Here is a 17,609-nt window from a genome sequence, read left to right as displayed (position 1 = left end):
CGTGCAGTTCAGCATAACGCCGAAGTTCCTCGATGAATCCTTCCGTCTGTCGGTCGGTGTGCTCAACGTTTTCGACACCGATCCGCCGGCCTGCTTCAGCTGCACCGGCCCGAACTACGATCCGACCACTTACGATATCCCGGGTCAGTTCGGTTACATCCAGCTGAGCTATCGCATGTAATCGTGAATGCGGGGCGGGCGACTAGCTCGCTCCGCACGTTTGGCTGGGTCCAGGTCCTTGCCATGAAATAGTCGAGGCGGGTGACCCGGGTCGCCCGCCTCGCTCGTTTCAGCCCGGCCCGCCAACCGGGTCGCGTCAGTTTAAACCCCCGCAAGCCGTCACGACCGAGCCTTGCTCCGTCCGTGAGGTAACTTGGACGCCCGCTTGTTCTAGCTCTTGCGTCAGCGCAGGCAGGGCAGATTCGGGCCCGGAGAGCGCAATTGGATTGCCGGTCCGCGCCGCAGCCCACTCGATAAGGGTGAGGGCCTCGGTACCAAGCGTGTCCGGCTTGTCGCCATCCAGGGTTATTGTCGGGAGCGGTTGGAGGGGCGGCCTTAGCTGCACGGTCCAGCCCGGAGTGGCACGCTCTAGTCTTCGCTCAAGTTCGCGATAGCCAGCCAGACGAAGGCCCTCGAGTGGGCGAGCGGATGCTGAGGCGCGTTTGCTTTCGCGGTCAACCAATACGTCATTGCGCTCCACCCCGGCCAAGAGAGCCAGGCTTTGGGCCAGCGCGACAATCTGGCGTTCGCTCGCCTCCGCAGCCTCTCGCGCCCTGGCTTGCGCAAGTGCCGCCTGTTCGGCTGCGCGCGGATCGGTACCCACCTGGAACTGGTCGACCGTGACGACGACAGGGCGTCCGAGCCGCCGCTCAAGCCGGCGCGTAATCTCGGCGTCCGCATCGGAGCGGAATTCGGGCGTAAACACGCTCGCAGTGATCGATACCGGTTCCGCATCCCAATCCACCACTGGCTGGTCGACCCGCGCGCGCCCGGTGAAGGCGTCCTTGACCTCCTGGTTGACGATGCGCTGGCCGTTGGCTTCCCATGCGATGGTTCGTAGGGAAAAGCCCAGCGGTACCGCCAATGCCACGAACACCGCGACAATGATCAGCGATTGGAGGCGACTCTGCCGCTCGCTCAATCCGGACCGATACCCAAAGAACCGGGCCATAACAGCTGCGGTTAGCGCAATGGTGACGAGGTTGGTCACGAACAGGCCAAGTGCGCCGCCGAAAACGGTCCAGTTGAGCGTGGCCAGCCCAAACCCGACGACTGCCAGCGGCGGCATAAGGGCCGTCGCGATGGCAACCCCGACGATCGTGCCCTCGCGTCCGCGGATCAGCGCATAGCTACCGGCGAGTGCGGAGAACAGCGCAACCAGCAGGTCGAAAAGGTTCGGGCGGGTTCGGGCCGCAATTTCCTCGGTAACCGTCTGCAGCGGTGAACTGACGACAATCAGCGCACAGAACAGGACAGCCAATATCGAGCCTATCGCAAGTGCCTTGCCGCAGCGCCGCAGCCAACGTGCATCGCCGGTGGCCAAGGCGAACCCGGTCCCGATAATCGGGTTCATCAGTGGGGAAAGCAGCATGGCCCCAATGACTACGGCCGGTGAGGAAAGTAGCAGGCCGAGGATCGCGATCCCGGCCGACATCAGGGTCATGAAAACATAACGGCTGGTTAGCAGCGACTCGTCGCGAACCTGCTCGATCGTGTGTTCATGGTCGGTTTGGCCGACGATCGCCTCTCGCCACCATGTCTGAAGTTCAACGAGTGCGCGCAGCAAGGTGTAACGACTCAACGGTGGAGGAAGATTGCTGCCCGCATCTTCCGGCTCGGTACTCAATGTTTCAGCCATGGATCGCCAAACTACCCCAATTGCCACGAGAAACGGCTCTTAATGCGAAATGCCGCCGCCTACCCTCATTATCTTGCCGCTGTGTACTAGCTTTCGGCACGATATATCCCGCGCGGCCGGATGATCGAGCCCAAACGCACTTGTTCCATTGCATGGGCAGCCCAACCGACGGTCCTGGCTATGGCGAATAGCGAGAAGGTCGCGTGTCGCTTCATTCCGTACGCACGAGCGGCAGCAAGTATGGCGAAATCGACATTCGGAAGTGCGTCTCCGGTCTCTGTCACTGCGCTATGCAGCCGCGCCAACGCTTCATCCAATTCGACGGTCGCGAGTATCGCCTTTGCCCGGGGGTCCCCCGCTGGATAGAGCGGATGCCCGAATCCCGGTAGCGGCAAGCCTGTTCCCAGCCAGCGATCGACCGTGGTGCCTGCTCCATTGACCAGGCTTTCGTCGAGCAAGGCAGCCAGGGCTGCCCCGGCGCCACCATGCTTGGGGCCCGACAGGGTCGCGAGCCCGGCAAGGATGCACGCCGGCATAGGTGCCCCGGTCGAAGCGGCAATCCGCGTGGCGAATGTCGATGGGTTCAGTTCATGGTCGGCGAGCAGCACCAGGATACGCCTGATGCAGTCGGCACCCTCGCCCCTGACCTCCAGGGCCTCCGCAACTCGCAGGTGCATCGGCCCTTCGCCTTGTACGCCCTGGCCAGCAGCAATTGCTGATACTGCAGTGGCCGCTTCCGGCACGAGCTTGTCGCGACTTCGTCCCATGATCGGCCGTGCAGTGCCCGCCAGTTCGGCAATGGCTCGGAAGGCATTGTCGGTGGGAGCGCAGGCAGGGAATTCGACCTGTTCGACCTGCCATAGCAATGAGGCGATCTGTTCGAGCGATCGATCGGTAGCAAGAATTGCCGCGCTTTGGTCGCGATAGACCAGATCGCCGTCGATGACTGTCGAGATCGAAGTGGGGATGGTGGGTTCGCCCCAGGACAGCGTGCTGGCTGCGATTGCTGCGGTTGCGCGCCCTCGCTTGCGGCGGCTCGCCAGCGCTTCGACGTCGGTGCTGCGATAGAGGCTGCGACGTGGATCCCGATCCTGTGCAGCCCGTCCGATCAACCCGCGGCTGGCATAGGCATAGAGAGTCTGTGCCTTGACGCCTAATCGGGCCAGCGCTTCGTCGCGGGTCATCCATTCATTCATATTGATTATATTGATCAAGATTGATTCAATTGTCGAGACTCCTCAGATCAGCTTCAAAGCAATTCTGGAGGAATGAATATGACCAGCGGGCTTGAAGGGGTGATCGCCGCCGAAACGGTCTTGTCAGACGTTCGCGGCGAAGCAGGCGAACTGGTGATCCGCGGGCATCGGCTCGACGAGTTGACGGGCTGCAGGACATTCGAGCAGCTGGTCCATCTGCTCTTCACGGGCTTTTTCGAAGACCTGCCCAACGAGACGCAACTTGCCCGCCAGCTGGCAGTGGCAAGGGTCGAGGTGTTCGATCAGATCCGCGCCAGGTTGCCCCTACTCTCCGCTCTCCCACCGTATGATGGAGTTCGCGCGCTGGTCGCCCTGCTGCCAGATGCAACTGGCATCGACGATGCGTTCCGCCTCCTCGCCTTGCCTGCGGTTGCGCTCCCGGCGCTGATCCGCCAGCGCGACGGCAACCTTCCTGTACCGCCTGATAAATCATTGGGGCATTCGGCCGATGTGGTTCGCATGCTCGGGCACAATGGCGCAGCGAATGCACTCGACGCTTATCTCGTCACTGTCGCAGACCATGGACTCAACGCTTCGACCTTCGCGGCACGTGTCGTCGCTTCGACCCAGGCGGGACTGACCTCGGTGGTTCTGGCTGGTTATAGTGCCCTCAAGGGACCGCTCCACGGCGGCGCGCCCGGGCCGGTGATCGATATGCTCGATGCCATTGCACAGGAAGGTGACGCCAGCGCCTGGATCTCACGCGCGATCGATCACGGGGACCGACTCATGGGCTTCGGCCATCGCATTTACCGCACTCGCGATCCGCGTGCCGATGTGCTGAAGGCGCAAGTCGCGAAGCTTGCTGGATCGAATGCCCGCCTCACCTTCGCCGAGTCAGTTGAGCAAGCCGCACTTGCCGAATTGCGCCGCCGCAAGCCGGACCGGGTGCTTGAAACCAATGTCGAATTCTACACCGCCTTACTGCTCGAAGCGGTGGGCTTCCCCAAGGACTGTTTTACCGCGGTGTTTGCCATGGGGCGCACGGCTGGTTGGCTGGCGCATGCGCGCGAACAGGCTCGGACGGGTCGCGTCATTCGCCCCGCTTCGCGCTATATCGAACCACCCAGCCTCCAGGCGGCCTAGCCACCGCTAGATCGGGTTGCCGTCGCGATCCCTGAAGATTTCGCGGCGGCCGACGTGGTTGGCGGGACCGACCAGTCCGTCTTCTTCCATTCGCTCGATCCACTTGGCAGCGGTGTTGTAGCCCACGCCCATCTGACGCTGGAGCCACGAGCCCGAGGCCTTCTGGTTCTCGAATACGATTTGGCAGGCCTGGCGATACTTGCGCTCTTCGGGGTTATCGGAGGCGGTGAAGTCGTCCTCGAAGCTGAAGCCGAAGCCGTCTTCGGGCTCTTCGGTCACCGCATCGACATACTCGGGCTTGCCTTGAGCACGCCAATGGTCGGCCACCCGCTCGACCTCTTCGTCCGCCACGAACGGGCCATGGACGCGGATCATCGCGCCGGTGTTGGGCTTGTAGAGCATGTCGCCCTTGCCCAGTAGCTGCTCTGCGCCCTGCTCACCCAGGATGGTTCGGCTATCGATCCGGCTGGTCACCTTGAAGCTGATGCGCGTAGGCAGGTTGGCCTTGATCACACCGGTGATGACATCGACCGAAGGACGCTGTGTCGCCATGATCAGGTGGATGCCAGCGGCGCGCGACTTCTGCGAAAGACGCTGGATCAGCACCTCGATCTCCTTGCCGACGGTCACCATGAGGTCGGCCAACTCATCGACGATCAGAACGATCAGCGGCAGCGGTTCGTAATCGAGCTGCTCCTCTTCGTAGAGTTCCTCACCCGTTTCGGGGTCGAAACCGGTCTGAACCCGACGTCCCAGCGGCTTGCCCTTGGTGATCGCACTGCGGATCTTCTCGTTGAAACCGGCGATATTGCGTGAGTTGACGCTCGACATCATGCGGTAGCGCCGCTCCATCTCCTCGACCGCCCATTTGAGTGCACGTACCGACTTGTGCGGCTCGGTCACCACGGGCGAGAGCAGGTGGGGGATGTCGTCGTAAGTCTTGAGTTCAAGTACCTTGGGGTCGATCAGGATCAGCCGGCACTCGTCGGGTGTGAACCTATAGAGCAACGAAAGCAGGATTGCGTTCAACCCGACCGATTTGCCTGAGCCGGTGGTGCCCGCCACCAGCAAGTGGGGCATGGCAGCAAGATCGGCGACGATCGGCTCGCCTGCGATATCCTTGCCCAGGATCATCGGCAGCGTACCCTTGTTATCGACGAAGGCGGCGCTGGCTGCCAGCTGTTTGTAGCTGACCGTCTGCCGGTCGGCATTCGGCAGCTCGATCCCGATTACCGTCTTGCCGGGGATCGGCGAAACGCGCGCCGAGATGGCCGACATATTGCGCGCAATGTCCTCCGCGAGCCCGACCACGCGGCTGGCCTTGATGCCCGGCGCGGGCTCCAGCTCGTACATCGTGACCACCGGGCCGGCGCGCACCGCGGTGATCTCGCCCTTGACGTTGAAGTCGTCGAGCACGTTTTCGAGCAGGCGCGCATTGCGCTCGAGCGCCATCTTGTCGAGCTTGGGCACCGCGTGTTCGGGCGGATCGTCGAGCAGGTCCAAGCTGGGAAGCTGAAAGCTTGCGAACATGTCGCGCTGCTTCGCCTTCGCCGGCCGCGGGCTGGCCGGAGCAGGCGCAGGATCAGCAATCTCGGGGCTGCGACGTGGCTGGAGTAGGGCGACTTCCTCCGTATCACCTTCGCCAGCTGGTACCTTGGCGCGCTTCTGACGCTTCGGCATCAGAGGGAGATCGATTTCGGATATCTGCGGAGGCTTCTTCACGAAGTCGGGAAGAGTGAGAAACTGCAGCCAGTCGATCGCGAAGACGCGCGTGACAAGGGCAATGCCTCCCGCGAGCGAAATCAGTGCCAGCGCCAGGGTGACCCAGCCTGAAACTCCCGCACCGAAGCGATCTGAAACCCCTTCGATGGCAAGCCCGCCCAGCTGGCCGAACAGACCGCCCAGGCCAGCCGGCAATGAACCCGTGGCGGGTTCGAAAACCAGCGCCAGGACCGTACCCAGCAACACCATCGCGGCAAGCAGCATCGCGAAGGGACCCCACCAGCGCCCGGGCGTTTCTTCCTCGTCGGCATCCTCGACACCGGTCCACAGGCGGCGGGCCGAAATATAGAGCAGCGGCAACAGTAGGATCGCCGGCACTCCAAGGTAATTGAGTGCGCGTTCGGCCGCCCAGGCGCCGCTAGCCCCCATCCAGTTGCGGATGTCGGTCCCGGCGGCCGCAGTTGAAGGGCTGGGATCTGTCTGCGTATAGCTCGCCAGCGCGAGTGCGAAGAACAACAGGAGCGCAAATAGCAACCCCGCGCCGCTCATGTGCAGTGCACGCCGCATCGAGCGGCGAAACGCCGCGCGCCAATCGGATGCTGCGCCTGCGCGCGTGGCCATGTGTATTCCCCTGATCCGTCGAGTTCAGCAGTATGAATCCTCGAAGACTCCGAGGTCAAGGCGTGTTCGATCAACCGAGTCCGTCGATCGCCCCCCAACGCGGCCAGTCGAGTTCGCGGGCGCGATCATGGGTCATTCCCCCAAGAGCGATGACCGGCACCGGCGATTGCTGGGCAAGGACGTGAAAGCCGTGGATGCCGAGCGTTTCAGCACCGGGATGCGAAGCGGTCGGAAAGACTGGCGAGAGAAAGATGCCATCCACCTTGCTATCGACCGCTGCCTGCAATTCATCGCCATCGTGGGCGGTCGCAAGGCGCAGTCCACCGCCAAGCCGCCCGGGCGGACCGTAGGTGCCATCCGCACCCCAGTCCTCGCTGCCCGCCAGGACAACAACGTGCCCGTGCTGACGTGCGATACGCGCCAGTTCGTCGAAGCGCTGCCGCCGTGCTGTGTCGTTCAGGTGATAGTGTCGGAAGACGAAGCCCGATCCTGCGGGCAGGGCGCGCAATGCTTGCTCCAGGCCCGCGTCATTGCGCGCGTCGGACAGGAGCCACAGCAACGGGAGGGACTGGCGCCTCGGCATGGGGGCGTTATAGCGCCTCGCCATGGAAAAGGCAGAGACCCCGCTTCAGCAAGTGCAAGCCAATATCGCAAAGGCGTGCAAGATCGCGCGCCGCGAGCCGGATGAGGTAACGCTGGTTGCGGTCAGCAAGACTCACACGGCCGATGCGATCGTGCCGTTGCTGGAACAGGGACAGCGCCATTTTGGCGAAAATCGCGTGCAGGAAGCACAAGGCAAGTGGCCTGCCCTGCGTGAACACTATCCGGATGTGACGCTGCACCTGATCGGGCAGCTGCAATCGAACAAGGCCGAAGATGCAGTGCAGCTGTTCGATTGCATCCACTCGCTCGACCGGCCCAGCCTGGTCACCGCATTGGCCAAGGCTTTCGACAAGGTCGGGCGGAAGGTGCCGTGTTTCGTCCAGGTCGACGTGGGCGAGGAGCCGCAGAAGGGCGGATGCCCGGTCGGAGAGCTTCCTGCTCTGCTGGATCAGGCTCGCGCGGCCGAGATCCCCCTCGCCGGGCTGATGTGCATACCGCCGTTCGACATCGAACCCGCGCCCTTCTTCGCCTTTCTCGACAAGCTCGCCCGCGATCACGGGCTTGATGGCCGGAGCATGGGGATGAGCGGTGATTACGAAACCGCAATCATGCTCGGCGCAACGCATGTCCGCGTCGGCACCGCGCTGTTCGGCGAGCGCGGCTGACGCGCAGCTAGGCGTTCTCGAGCTTGTCCTGCAGCGCGTCGCTTGCTGCTTCGATCAGGGCCTTCTCGATTGCATCCATACGCTCACCCACGCTCAGCTTGTGACCGGTCAGGTCGGTCACATAGAACGTATCGGCGGCGCGCTCGCCATAATTGGTGATGTGTGCCGAATGGACCACCAGCCGCTGTTCGAACAGCGTGCGGGCGAGCCGGTTGAGTAGTGCCGGACGGTCGCGGGCGTTGACCTCGATCACAGTGAACCGGTTCGATGCCTTGTTGTCGAACAGCACGCGGGGACTGACATCGAATACGCGCGCGCGGCTGTGCGCCAGCGGGCGCTGCGCCAGGCGAGGGGCAAGATCGACCCGATTGGCCAGCGCATCGCCGATGCTCTTCTTGAGCCGGTCGAGCTGGCTCCTTTCGGCGAAGGCCCCGCCATGCGGATCCTGCACCAGGAAATTGTCCAGCGCCCAGCCCTGCCGGGTGGTGTGAATGCGCGCATCGATGATGTTGCCGCCGGCAAGGTGGATGCCACCCGCGATGCGATAGAATAATCCGGGGTGGTCGGCGGCGATCACGGTCACCAGCGTGGCGCCGCGTGCCTCGTAGAATTCGCAATGCACCGAAAGCTCGTGCGCCTGCTCGCGCGCGGCGGCATATTGCACCAGGTTCTGCGCGATGATGTCAACCGGTTCGGCGATCCAGTAGGCATCGCCCAACGTCGATGCGAGCTCCTCGACCAAGTGCGCCTGCTTGCCCAGCAATTCCGAGACCTGTTGCTGCTTTCCGGCAATGCGGTGTTCGCGCCCTTCACGCATGTGCCCCAGTCGCAGGCGCTCGCTCGATACGTCATACAGCTCGCCGAGCAGCTGGCCCTTCCAGCTGTTCCAGGTTCCCGGCCCGACCGCGCGGATATCGACGGCGGTAAGGATGGCGAGGTGGCGCAGCCGCTCCGCACTTTGCACCTCGCCGACGAAATCCTCGATCGTCTTGGGGTCGGTCAGGTCGCGCTTCTGTGCCGTGCGGCTCATCAGCAGGTGGTGCAGCACCAGCCAGGCAACCAGTTCGGTCTCGCTTTCGGTCATGCCGAAGCGTGGGCATAGATCGCGCGCGACTTCTGCACCCAGCACCGAGTGATCGCCGCCGCGCCCCTTGGCGATATCGTGCAATAGAGCTGCGACATAGGCGACGCGGCGCGAGTTGACCTTGTGAATCAGCCGCGTCGCGCGCGGATGATCTTCAGCCAGTTCACCCTTTTCGATCTTGTTGAGCAGGCCGATGGCGCGAATGGTGTGTTCGTCCACCGTATAGTGGTGGTACATGTCGAACTGCATCTGCGCGTTGACCTTGCCGAAGTCAGGCACGAACTTGCCCAGCACCCCGGCCTCATTCATCCAGCGCAGTACCAGCTCGGGATTGTTGCGCCCGGTCAGCAGGTCGAGAAACAGCGCATTGGCGCGTGGATCCTTGCGCACGGCATTATCGATCAGGCCACTGTCGCGATCGGCCTGCCGCATCGCTTCGGGATGGAGCTCGAGCTCTTCGGCTTCGGCCAGCTGGAAGATCTCGACCAATCGCACCGGATCCTTGCGGAACCAGTCATCCGACGGCGCAGCTATCTTGCCGCCGAAGACCTTGTACCCCTTGAGGCTGCGACCGCGCTGCTTCCAGCCCGCGAAGAAGCCCGATTTCGCGCTCTTGGCAGCAAACTGCTCGTCGATATGCGCAAGGAAGACGCCGGTCAGCGAACCTACCCGTTTGGCGTGGAGGAAATAGAGCTGCATGAAGCGCTCGACCGCACTCTTTCCAGGGCGGTCGGCGAAATTCATCCGCTCGGCGATCCTGCGCTGCATGTCGAAGGTCAGGCGGTCTTCGGCGCGTCCGGTCAGCACATGCAGATGGCAGCGGACGGCGAGGAGGAAGTTTTCCGCCCGTCGGAAGCTGCGGTATTCTGCCGGGGTAAACAGGCCGACGTCGACCAGTTCTGCGGCCGCGCGAACGCGGTGGATGAACTTGCCGATCCAGTAGAGCGTGTGCAGGTCGCGCAGGCCGCCCTTGCCGTCTTTCACATTGGGTTCGACAACGTAGCGGCTGTCACCCATGCGTTTGTGACGCGCATTTCGCTCGGCCAGTTTCTCGGTAACGAAGGCGCGTTCGTTACCGCGCACAACTTCGCGTTCGAAACGTCGCACGCCCTCATCGAAGAGCTCGCGATCGCCCCAGACATAGCGCCCTTCGAGCTGGGCGGTGCGGATCGTGAGATCGTCTTTCGCCATGCGCAGCGCCTGGTCTACCGTACGTGTCGAATGGCCGACCTTCAGCCCCAGGTCCCACATCATGTAGAGCATGGCTTCGACCACCTGTTCGCACCATGCGGTTCCCTTGCCACCGGTGATGAAGGCGATGTCGACGTCCGACTGCGGGGCCATCTCGGCCCGCCCATAGCCACCCACCGCCATGATCGCGAGGCGCTCTGCCTTGGATCGGTTGGCGGCGGGATAGACATGGGTGACCGCGTAATCGTGGATCACGCGAACCAGTTGATCGATCAGGAAAGCATGGCCCCCAGCACATTCGTGACCTGCCGAAGGCTTGGCCGCCAGCCGGCGCGCAAGCTCACTGCGCCCGGCCTCGAGCGCAGCCTTGAGCGTCGCGACCACTTTGGGCCGCGCCTTGTCGCCATGTTCCGCGACCAGCGCGTCGATGGTTCCGGCAAGTTCGCGCCGGTCGACAATCGCGCGCTGGGCAGGGATGCGGATCGAATTCAAGCGGCGAGGTACTCCTTGCCGAATGTCGCCTTGACTGTGCGCTTGTCGACTTTCTGCGTGCCCAGACGCGGCAGCTGTTCGGCGCTTTGCCAGACCAGCGAGGGCACCTTGAACGGAGCGATATGCTCACGCAGGAAGGCCTGCAGTTCTTCCGGTGAAAGCGATTTGCCGGGGTGGAGGTAATAGACCGCCGCGGGGACTTCACCAAAGCGTTCGTCGGGCAGGCCGAAGACGCTGCATTCGGCGACATCGGGATGCGCGTAGATCGCTTCTTCGACTTCGATGCAGGCGATATTCTCGCCGCCGCGGATGATGATGTCCTTCTTGCGGTCGACGATGAACAGGTATTCGTCTTCGTCGAGGTATCCCAGGTCGCCGGTGCGGAAGTAGCCGTCATCGGTATAGGCGGCCGCGGTTGCGTCCTCGTTCTTCCAATAGCCGAGGAAGTTGCACACCGAACGCATCGAAACCTCGCCTACCTGGCCGCGCGGCAACGGCTTGCCGTCGTCATCGAGGATGGCAAGGTCGACCAGCGGCTTCGATGGCATCCCGGTCGAACCGGGTTTGGCGAGATAATTCTCGTTCAAATTGCCGCAGCCCACGCCGTTGGTCTCGGTAAGGCCATAGCCGAGCAGAGGGAAACCTTCCGGGAAGGCCTCGCGGATGCGTTCGACATGTTCAACTGGGCGCGGGGCCCCGCCGGCAGCAAAGCTCTTGCACTGCGACAGGTCGTATTTGTCGCGATCGGGATGCGTGGCGAGCTCGTAACTCATCAGCGGAACGCCGACGAAATAGGTAATCTTCTCTTCATCGAGCAGGCGCAACGCTTCGCCAGCGTCCCATTTGGGCATCAGCACCAATTTGCGGCCGATCGCGAAGGATTGGAGGAGCACGGGTACTTCGCCGGTCACGTGGAACAGGGGCACCGTAATCAGCGCGCTCGGCTGGACGCTTGGGGCTTCGCCGCGTTCGGTCATCAGGCCCAGGATCATCGCCGTCTGGCAGACGTAGTTCATCACGCCCGAGACGACACCGAGGTGGTCGGAGTAGGCGCCCTTGGGGAAGCCGGTCGAGCCCGAGGTATAGAGGATCGTTGCTAGGTCGCTGGGACCGACCTCGGCCAGCATTCGAGCAGCGGTGTCGCCGGCCTCCCAAACCGGAGAAAGGCCGGTTTCCGGGTCGCCGTGATCGAACACGACCACCTTGGCGGCATGATCGACGCCGTCGAGGCGCGCAGCGCGCTGAGGGTCGGCCAGTACCAGCGAACAATCGCACAGGTCGATACCGTAAGCCAGTTCCTCGCCAGTCCACCAGCCATTGAGCAAGGCGGTGCACCCGCCCGCCATCAGCGTGCCCATATAGGCGAGAATCCAGTTGACCGAGTTGCGTGCAGCGATGCCAACCCGGTCGCCCTTCTTGAGACCGTGCTTCGTCACCAGGCCATGTGCGACCTGGGTGGCGGCAGCGTAGACCTCGCCGAAGGTCATCCGCATGTCGCCGTCGACCAGGAAGACCGTGTCCTTATGCTGGTTGCAGAAATGCGCAAAGTAATGGGCGAGGCTTGGTGGGGCGTTCTTGAACGCGGGCATCATCACGCCGCGGCGTTCGATATCGATAAGTTCGAACATCTGGCCCGGTGCGGTAACTGCATCCGTAAAGCGATGGATGTCCTTGTCGAGTTGGGTGGGCATCGGTCCTCTTTTGTCCTCTCCAATTCCGGCGCACGGCTTCGTTGCGAAGCCCGCACGCTCAACTGCGGCTCGACGCAGGCTTTCCCCAAAACCCCTGCTATGCCAAAAGCCGCCCCGATGGGTCGCCGGTTGCGGCCTTGGACATGTCTCTAAGGGGATTACCACTTGCTGTCACTACTGGCCGCATCGGGCGCAACGGACCCGATCTACTGGCAGGATCTCGGGCTCAAGCCCTACCTATTCGAGATCGGAAGCTTCCAGCTGCGCTATTATTCGCTCGCCTATCTGTTCGGCATATTGCTGGCCTATTGGCAGCTGACGAAGATGATCAAGTCGCCGGGCAGTCCGATGGCGCAACGCCATGTCGACGACCTCTTCTTCTATTGCACCCTGGGCGTGATTTTCGGCGGCCGGCTCGGCTACGCCGCCTTCTATACCGGGGGAGATACAGGCAAGCCGAGCCTGTTCACTCACTTCACCCCCGGGGAAGCGGTCAGTTGGGACCTGCTGCGCCTGTGGGATGGCGGCATGAGCTTTCACGGCGGTGTGATCGGCGTGCTGCTGGCAATCACCTGGGTATCGTGGCGCGGCGGCCTCAACTGGCTGCGGATCTGCGACTATGTCTCGGTCAACGTCCCCCTTGCATACATGCTTGGTCGCTTCGCAAACTTTATCAACGGTGAGCTGTGGGGGCGCGCCAGCGATGTGCCCTGGGCCATGGTCTTTCCCGGTGGCGGCGATATCGCACGCCACCCGAGCCAGCTCTATCAGGCTGGACTCGAAGGCCTACTGCTCGGCCTGCTGGTGATCGGATTGTTCTGGAAGACCCGCGCGCGCTATCGCCCGGGCCTGCTGGTCGGCATCTTCACCATCGGCATGGGTATCGGCCGGTTCGTCAACGAGTTCTTCCGCGAACCCGATGCGCAGCTGGCGCAGTTCACTCAGGAGACTGGATTGTCGATGGGGCAGTGGCTGAGCCTGCCGATGATCGCGGTAGGTGTGGCGGTGCTGGCCTACGCGCTGGTTCGCCAACCGATTGGTACCGGTCGCTCTAGCAGCCCGAACCCGGCATGAGTGGTAGCGGGCCAGAAGATCTCACGGATAGCTTTCGCCGGCTGATCCGCAATCACGGCCCGCTCCCCGTGTCGCGCTACATGGGTGAAAGCAACGCTCGCTACTACACCTCGCGCGATCCGCTGGGTGCTGCGGGGGATTTCGTCACTGCGCCCGAGGTGAGCCAGATGTTCGGCGAGATGGTCGGGCTGTGGCTGGCCGATATCTGGCAGCGTGCGGGGCGGCCGGCGGATGCGATCTACGTCGAGCTGGGGCCCGGGCGTGGAACCTTGGCCAAAGATGCGCTGAGAGCGATGGCCAGTCAGGGCCTGCGACCAGAGGTTCACCTGGTAGAAGGATCCGCAGCACTGCGTGCGGTCCAGTCGGGTGTGCTCGCGGGGGCGCAGTTCCACGATACTGTCGATACACTGCCGGCCGAGCGGCCGCTGCTGCTGGCCGCAAACGAGTTCCTTGATGCGCTGCCGATCCGGCAGCTGGTAATGACCGGCGATGGCTGGCGAGAGCGGATGGTCGCGCTCGACGAAGACGAGGCATTTGTTTTCGCGGCCGGTCCGAACCCGATGGACGAAGCTGTGCCCGAGGCGCTTCGAGCTGCCGAGCCCGGCACGGTGATCGAGGCTTGTCCTGCCGCGGCCGCGCTGATCGAGGCGCTGGCTGAGCGGCTCGACGTGCAGGGCGGTGCCGCGTTGTTCATCGATTACGGCTATCTTGCCCCGCAGGTTGGCTCGACCTTGCAGGCTGTGCGTGAGCACACGAAGGTCGATGTGTTCGACAAGCCGGGCGACATGGACCTCACCGCGCATGTCGATTTCGCAATGCTGGTGGACATCGCCCGGCAGGGTGGCCTGGCCACATCCACTGCAACCCAGGGCCTTTGGCTCTCTGCCATGGGTATCGGGTTGCGGGCGCAAGCCCTCGCAACCCGCTTTCCCGATCGTTCGAACGAGGTTCAGGTAGCGTACGACAGATTGGTCGGTGCCGACGCCATGGGCGAATTGTTCAAGGTAATGGCGCTGACTGCGCGTGACTGGCCCCGCGGGGCAGGCTTCGACGAGGGGCAGCGTCGAACGAAGGAGTAGTGATGAAGCGAGCCGCCGCAACCATAGCCGCCCTGTTCGCCTGCGTGCCCCTATCTGCTGCAGAGCCGATCCAGGGTCGTTGGGTAACGGGCGAGAAGGATGCTGTTATCGCCATAGCTCCCTGTGGGCCAAAGCTTTGCGGGCGTATCGATCGCTTCCTCGTCGCACCGCCGAAAGGTGTCGATCAGCGCGACGTCAACAACAAGGATCCCGCCCTGCGCAACCGCAAGCTATTGGGCATGGCGATCCTCTCCGAGTTCACCGAGGAAAGCGATCTTTGGCGCGGTACGATCTATGATCCGAAGAGCGGGAAAACCTATCGATCGGTGATCCGCCGCAAGGGGGCCAATGTGCTCGAAGTCAAAGGTTGCCTTGGTCCGTTCTGCCAGACCCAGACCTGGCAAAAGGCTCGCTAGAAACCGGCGCTCGCAGCCAGCGCCCGCGCTGCATCGTCGAAGGACAGCTTGTCGACATCGCGGTCGACCGCGAAATTCGCCTCGCGCATAGCCTCAACCGATATGGCCCCGACCAGCGGCATGAGGGCCGTAACCAAGTTTGCGTTCTTGCCCGTTTTGGGGGCAAGCAGGATTATGGCATCGTAATTGGGGAAGGCCGCTTCTGGGTCGGCCAGGATGACTAGATCGTCTGCTTCGATGCGCCCGTCCGAAGTGTATCCGCTGATGACGTCTGCCTCGCCCGATTCGAGGGCATTGTACATAAAGGTCGGGGCGAAGTTACGCTGATAGGCAAAGCGCAGGCCATAAGTCCGGCGGACAGCGTGCCATTCGGGTCTCTCGAAGAATTCCGGGTCACCCCCGATCGTCATTTTCGGGGCAGTGCGGGCAAGGTCCTCGATCGATCGAATTCCCAGTGCCTCGGCGCGATCTCGTCGCATGGCCAATCCATAGGCATTCTCGAAGCCCAGCCTTCCCAGGACATGTGCACCGCTTGTGCGATTTTCCCAGGCGATGATTTCGGCCAGCATCTTGTCCCGATCGGGATTGTCCTGCCGATCCATGTGGTTCGTCCAGATGGTGCCCGTATAATCGACCAGGACATCAATCGCCCCTGTCGCGACCGCCTGATGGGCAATCGCCGATCCCAGCCCGTCACGATAGTCGACCGTATAGCCGGCTTGTTCAAGCCGCTGTCCGATAAGCCGTGCAAGGATGTATTGTTCGGAGAATCCCTTGGCGCCGATCACGACGCGGCGATCCTCGCCCCCATCCAGCTGTGAGTTCAGGGCCAATGTGACGCCGAACAGCAGCGCAGCGAGGCCGCCGATCGTCAGGCCCCGACGTCGCGTGGCCAACCCGCGTTCGATCATCCCGAGAATGGCGTCTGCGGCCAGCGCCAACCCCGCGCTGCCGATGCAGCCCGCAACGACCAGCACCCAGTTTTGCGTCTGCAGGCCGGCGAATATCGGATCACCCAGGCTTTTCTGCCCAATAGTGGTGGCCAGCGTTGCCGCACCTACAGTCCAGACGGCCGCGGTACGGATACCTGCCATGACATAGGGTGCTACCAGCGGGGCTTCGACGAGGCGCAGGCGCTGCCAGTCGTTCATTCCCACGCCATGCGCTGCCTCGATCACCCCGGGATCGAGATTGGCCTGCGCTGTCACCGCATTGCGCAAGATTGGCAACAGGGCATAGAGCGCCAGCGCCAGCAGTGCCGGAAGGAAGCCGAGTGTCGGCAGGTCTTCCCCGAAAACCGCACGCAAGCTGAGCAAGATGGGGAAGAAAAGGGCGAGCAGGGCGAGTGCGGGCACGGTCTGCACAAGGCTGGCGAAACCAAGTGTCGCCTTGGCAACGGTGGGCGAGCGGCTGGCCCAGACGGCAAGTGGCAAGGCCACCGCGATGCCCAGTGCGATCGCGGACACGGACAACAGCACATGCGCGGCCAGATGATCGCCGAGCATCGGCATGATGTTCAGCAGTTCGCTCATCGCGCTAGCTCCGCGAGCCGGTCGGCCTGCGCGCGCGGTACCGCAACAAGCCTTTGGGCCACGGCCCCACCAGCGCCATCAAGCAACGCGTGCGGCACCTCGTCGGCGACGACCTCTCCGCGGTCCATCACCAAAACGCGATCGGCCAGAAGCAGTGCTTCGGCCATGTCGTGCGTGACCATGACTGTCGTCAGGCCCAGCTCGCGATGGAGCGCGCTGACGCTTTCGCCCAGTGCGGCGCGGGTTACCGGGTCGAGCGCGCCGAAGGGTTCGTCCATCAGCAACAGATGTGAGCCGCCAGCCAGCGCACGGGCCACGCCGACGCGCTGGCGCTGACCGCCCGATAGCGCATCGGGCATCCGCGAAGCGAATGCCGGATCCAGTTCGACCAATTCCAGCAATTCGGTGATGCGCGCCGAAGACAATCGGTCACCCGCCAGTAGCGGTCCGATCGCAACGTTTTCGCCCACGGACATGTGCGGGAATAGGCCCACCGACTGAAATACGTAGCCGACCCGACGCCGAAGCGCGGGAAGCGGAAGCGAAGCAACGTCTCTTCCCTCAAGCGATACGGTGCCCGAATCGGCTTCGACCAGCCGGTTTACCGTCTTCAGCAACGTCGACTTGCCTGATCCGGACGCTCCAACCATTGCCACGAAGCTGCCGCGTTCGATCGTCAGTGAGACGCCGCCGACCGCAACGATAGACCCGTAACTCTTGCGTATTTCCCGGAATTCGAGTGCCGGGTTTGCCTGTTGCGTCACGTGGGGTCCTGGCCCTCCACATCTGCAGCAGCGTATTCGACCGGCTCCAACTCGACGCGACGTGCTTCGGCGCCGCCTATCACATCCAATGCCGCCCCATGCATACGCTCGGGTCTCCAGCACCGCTCCGCCCCATTTTCGTCATCGGGCGTGAAGCAAAGGCGATTCTCGCCAGCCAGATCGTAAGTCCACTTACCGGTTTGCCAGGGGTCGCCGTTGCGCAGGTCACGATAGGTACCGTCAGCATCGATATATGTGGTGTAGAGGCTGCCGTCTTCGCCCTGGGCTCGCCAGGCCGTGCCGGCAAAGCTCTGCGGCACGCCCGCGCCAGGATTGGATTCCGGAATGTCATTTGCGGCGACAGTCGGTGTATCGGTTGGGGCTGGCTCAGGCGGCTGCGCGCAGCCAGCGGCCGCGAAAACCAGTCCTAAAACCAACGCCTTGTGCATCTCTCTACTCACGACTCGTTTACCAT

At 62.9% G+C, this 17,609-nt stretch carries 15 protein-coding genes; 6 read left to right on the top strand and 9 right to left on the bottom strand.

Annotated elements, in window-relative coordinates:
* Nucleotides 1–181: hypothetical protein (locus AAFM29_RS00895; protein WP_341710933.1), on the top strand; the 181-nt coding region annotated here is incomplete at its 5' end.
* Between the two features lie 135 nt (nt 182–316).
* Here AAFM29_RS00895 and AAFM29_RS00890 read toward each other — a convergent pair.
* Nucleotides 317–1,858, bottom strand: coding sequence for a DUF389 domain-containing protein (locus AAFM29_RS00890; protein ID WP_341710932.1), 1,542 nt, complete (start codon nt 1,856–1,858; stop codon nt 317–319).
* An 86-nt stretch (nt 1,859–1,944) separates the two neighbouring features.
* Entirely contained in the window at nt 1,945–3,054 is a 1,110-nt protein-coding gene (locus AAFM29_RS00885; RefSeq protein ID WP_341710931.1) for a citrate/2-methylcitrate synthase, read from the bottom strand.
* 78 nt (nt 3,055–3,132) lie between these two features.
* Between AAFM29_RS00885 and AAFM29_RS00880 the strand changes: the two genes are divergently transcribed.
* Nucleotides 3,133–4,200: a citrate synthase/methylcitrate synthase gene (locus AAFM29_RS00880; RefSeq protein WP_341710930.1), complete on the top strand. Its 1,068-nt coding sequence runs from the start codon at nt 3,133–3,135 to the stop codon at nt 4,198–4,200.
* A gap of 6 nt (nt 4,201–4,206) precedes the next feature.
* Here the strand turns inward: AAFM29_RS00880 and AAFM29_RS00875 are convergent, their stop codons facing one another.
* Together AAFM29_RS00875 and AAFM29_RS00870 are read right to left on the bottom strand one after the other, a co-directional pair.
* On the bottom strand, nt 4,207–6,543 hold the full coding sequence (locus tag AAFM29_RS00875) for a DNA translocase FtsK 4TM domain-containing protein (RefSeq protein ID WP_341710929.1): 2,337 nt from the start codon (nt 6,541–6,543) through the stop codon (nt 4,207–4,209).
* A gap of 70 nt (nt 6,544–6,613) precedes the next feature.
* The gene (locus AAFM29_RS00870) at nt 6,614–7,150 is read right to left on the bottom strand and encodes a thiamine phosphate synthase (protein ID WP_341710928.1); all 537 of its coding nucleotides are present in this window, start codon (nt 7,148–7,150) and stop codon (nt 6,614–6,616) included.
* Here AAFM29_RS00870 and AAFM29_RS00865 point away from each other — a divergent pair.
* Nucleotides 7,149–7,811, top strand: coding sequence for a YggS family pyridoxal phosphate-dependent enzyme (locus AAFM29_RS00865; protein ID WP_341710927.1), 663 nt, complete (start codon nt 7,149–7,151; stop codon nt 7,809–7,811). The genes AAFM29_RS00870 and AAFM29_RS00865 overlap by 2 nt on opposite strands.
* A 7-nt stretch (nt 7,812–7,818) precedes the next feature.
* Here the strand turns inward: AAFM29_RS00865 and AAFM29_RS00860 are convergent, their stop codons facing one another.
* Both AAFM29_RS00860 and AAFM29_RS00855 read right to left on the bottom strand, forming a co-directional pair.
* Nucleotides 7,819–10,578: a [protein-PII] uridylyltransferase gene (locus AAFM29_RS00860; protein WP_341710926.1), complete on the bottom strand. Its 2,760-nt coding sequence runs from the start codon at nt 10,576–10,578 to the stop codon at nt 7,819–7,821.
* Complete coding sequence (locus AAFM29_RS00855) at nt 10,575–12,269, bottom strand: class I adenylate-forming enzyme family protein (RefSeq protein ID WP_341710925.1); 1,695 nt, start codon at nt 12,267–12,269, stop codon at nt 10,575–10,577. Before AAFM29_RS00855 ends, AAFM29_RS00860 begins: the two co-directional genes overlap by 4 nt.
* Nucleotides 12,270–12,434: 165 nt before the next feature.
* On the opposite strand from AAFM29_RS00855, the gene lgt reads away from it, so the two are divergent.
* Genes lgt through AAFM29_RS00840 form a run of 3 tightly spaced genes read left to right on the top strand, consistent with a single transcriptional unit; the run spans nt 12,435 to nt 14,838 of the window.
* The gene (gene lgt, locus AAFM29_RS00850) at nt 12,435–13,343 is read left to right on the top strand and encodes a prolipoprotein diacylglyceryl transferase (RefSeq protein ID WP_341710924.1); all 909 of its coding nucleotides are present in this window, start codon (nt 12,435–12,437) and stop codon (nt 13,341–13,343) included.
* Nucleotides 13,340–14,422 carry an SAM-dependent methyltransferase gene (locus tag AAFM29_RS00845; RefSeq protein ID WP_341710923.1) on the top strand — a complete coding sequence of 361 codons (1,083 nt, stop codon included), beginning with the start codon at nt 13,340–13,342 and terminating at the stop codon, nt 14,420–14,422. Before lgt ends, AAFM29_RS00845 begins: the two co-directional genes overlap by 4 nt.
* Before the next feature lie 2 nt (nt 14,423–14,424).
* Entirely contained in the window at nt 14,425–14,838 is a 414-nt protein-coding gene (locus tag AAFM29_RS00840; RefSeq protein WP_341710922.1) for a DUF2147 domain-containing protein, read from the top strand.
* On the opposite strand, the gene AAFM29_RS00835 is transcribed toward AAFM29_RS00840, so the two are convergent.
* From AAFM29_RS00835 to AAFM29_RS00825, 3 genes are read right to left on the bottom strand one after another with little or no spacing between them, the layout of a single operon-like run.
* Nucleotides 14,835–16,370 carry an ABC transporter permease/substrate-binding protein gene (locus AAFM29_RS00835; protein WP_341710921.1) on the bottom strand — a complete coding sequence of 512 codons (1,536 nt, stop codon included), beginning with the start codon at nt 16,368–16,370 and terminating at the stop codon, nt 14,835–14,837. The genes AAFM29_RS00840 and AAFM29_RS00835 overlap by 4 nt on opposite strands.
* Nucleotides 16,367–17,134 carry an ATP-binding cassette domain-containing protein gene (locus AAFM29_RS00830; RefSeq protein ID WP_371830697.1) on the bottom strand — a complete coding sequence of 256 codons (768 nt, stop codon included), beginning with the start codon at nt 17,132–17,134 and terminating at the stop codon, nt 16,367–16,369. Before AAFM29_RS00830 ends, AAFM29_RS00835 begins: the two co-directional genes overlap by 4 nt.
* A complete protein-coding gene (locus AAFM29_RS00825; RefSeq protein WP_341710920.1) occupies nt 17,131–17,595 on the bottom strand; it encodes a hypothetical protein in 465 nt (154 codons plus the stop codon). The genes AAFM29_RS00830 and AAFM29_RS00825 overlap by 4 nt, the downstream gene beginning before the upstream one ends.
* Nucleotides 17,596–17,609: the final 14 nt, after the last annotated feature.

Origin of the sequence: Erythrobacter sp. (genome assembly GCF_038133525.1) — a bacterium.
Taxonomy (GTDB): domain Bacteria; phylum Pseudomonadota; class Alphaproteobacteria; order Sphingomonadales; family Sphingomonadaceae; genus Qipengyuania.
Note: the sequence above shows the minus strand (reverse complement) of the source record. Positions and strands in the feature narration are given on the sequence as shown.

What these genes read in the sequence shown, in the direction of transcription:
- AAFM29_RS00890 (WP_341710932.1), bottom strand. Translation starts at nt 1,858, where the DNA reads ATGGCTGAAACATTGAGTACCGAGCCGGAAGATGCGGGCAGCAATCTT.
- AAFM29_RS00885 (WP_341710931.1), bottom strand. Translation starts at nt 3,054, where the DNA reads ATGAATGAATGGATGACCCGCGACGAAGCGCTGGCCCGATTAGGCGTC.
- AAFM29_RS00880 (WP_341710930.1), top strand. Translation starts at nt 3,133, where the DNA reads ATGACCAGCGGGCTTGAAGGGGTGATCGCCGCCGAAACGGTCTTGTCA.
- AAFM29_RS00875 (WP_341710929.1), bottom strand. Translation starts at nt 6,543, where the DNA reads ATGGCCACGCGCGCAGGCGCAGCATCCGATTGGCGCGCGGCGTTTCGC.
- AAFM29_RS00865 (WP_341710927.1), top strand. Translation starts at nt 7,149, where the DNA reads ATGGAAAAGGCAGAGACCCCGCTTCAGCAAGTGCAAGCCAATATCGCA.
- AAFM29_RS00870 (WP_341710928.1), bottom strand. Translation starts at nt 7,150, where the DNA reads ATGGCGAGGCGCTATAACGCCCCCATGCCGAGGCGCCAGTCCCTCCCG.
- AAFM29_RS00855 (WP_341710925.1), bottom strand. Translation starts at nt 12,269, where the DNA reads ATGCCCACCCAACTCGACAAGGACATCCATCGCTTTACGGATGCAGTT.
- AAFM29_RS00845 (WP_341710923.1), top strand. Translation starts at nt 13,340, where the DNA reads ATGAGTGGTAGCGGGCCAGAAGATCTCACGGATAGCTTTCGCCGGCTG.
- AAFM29_RS00840 (WP_341710922.1), top strand. Translation starts at nt 14,425, where the DNA reads ATGAAGCGAGCCGCCGCAACCATAGCCGCCCTGTTCGCCTGCGTGCCC.
- AAFM29_RS00835 (WP_341710921.1), bottom strand. Translation starts at nt 16,370, where the DNA reads ATGAGCGAACTGCTGAACATCATGCCGATGCTCGGCGATCATCTGGCC.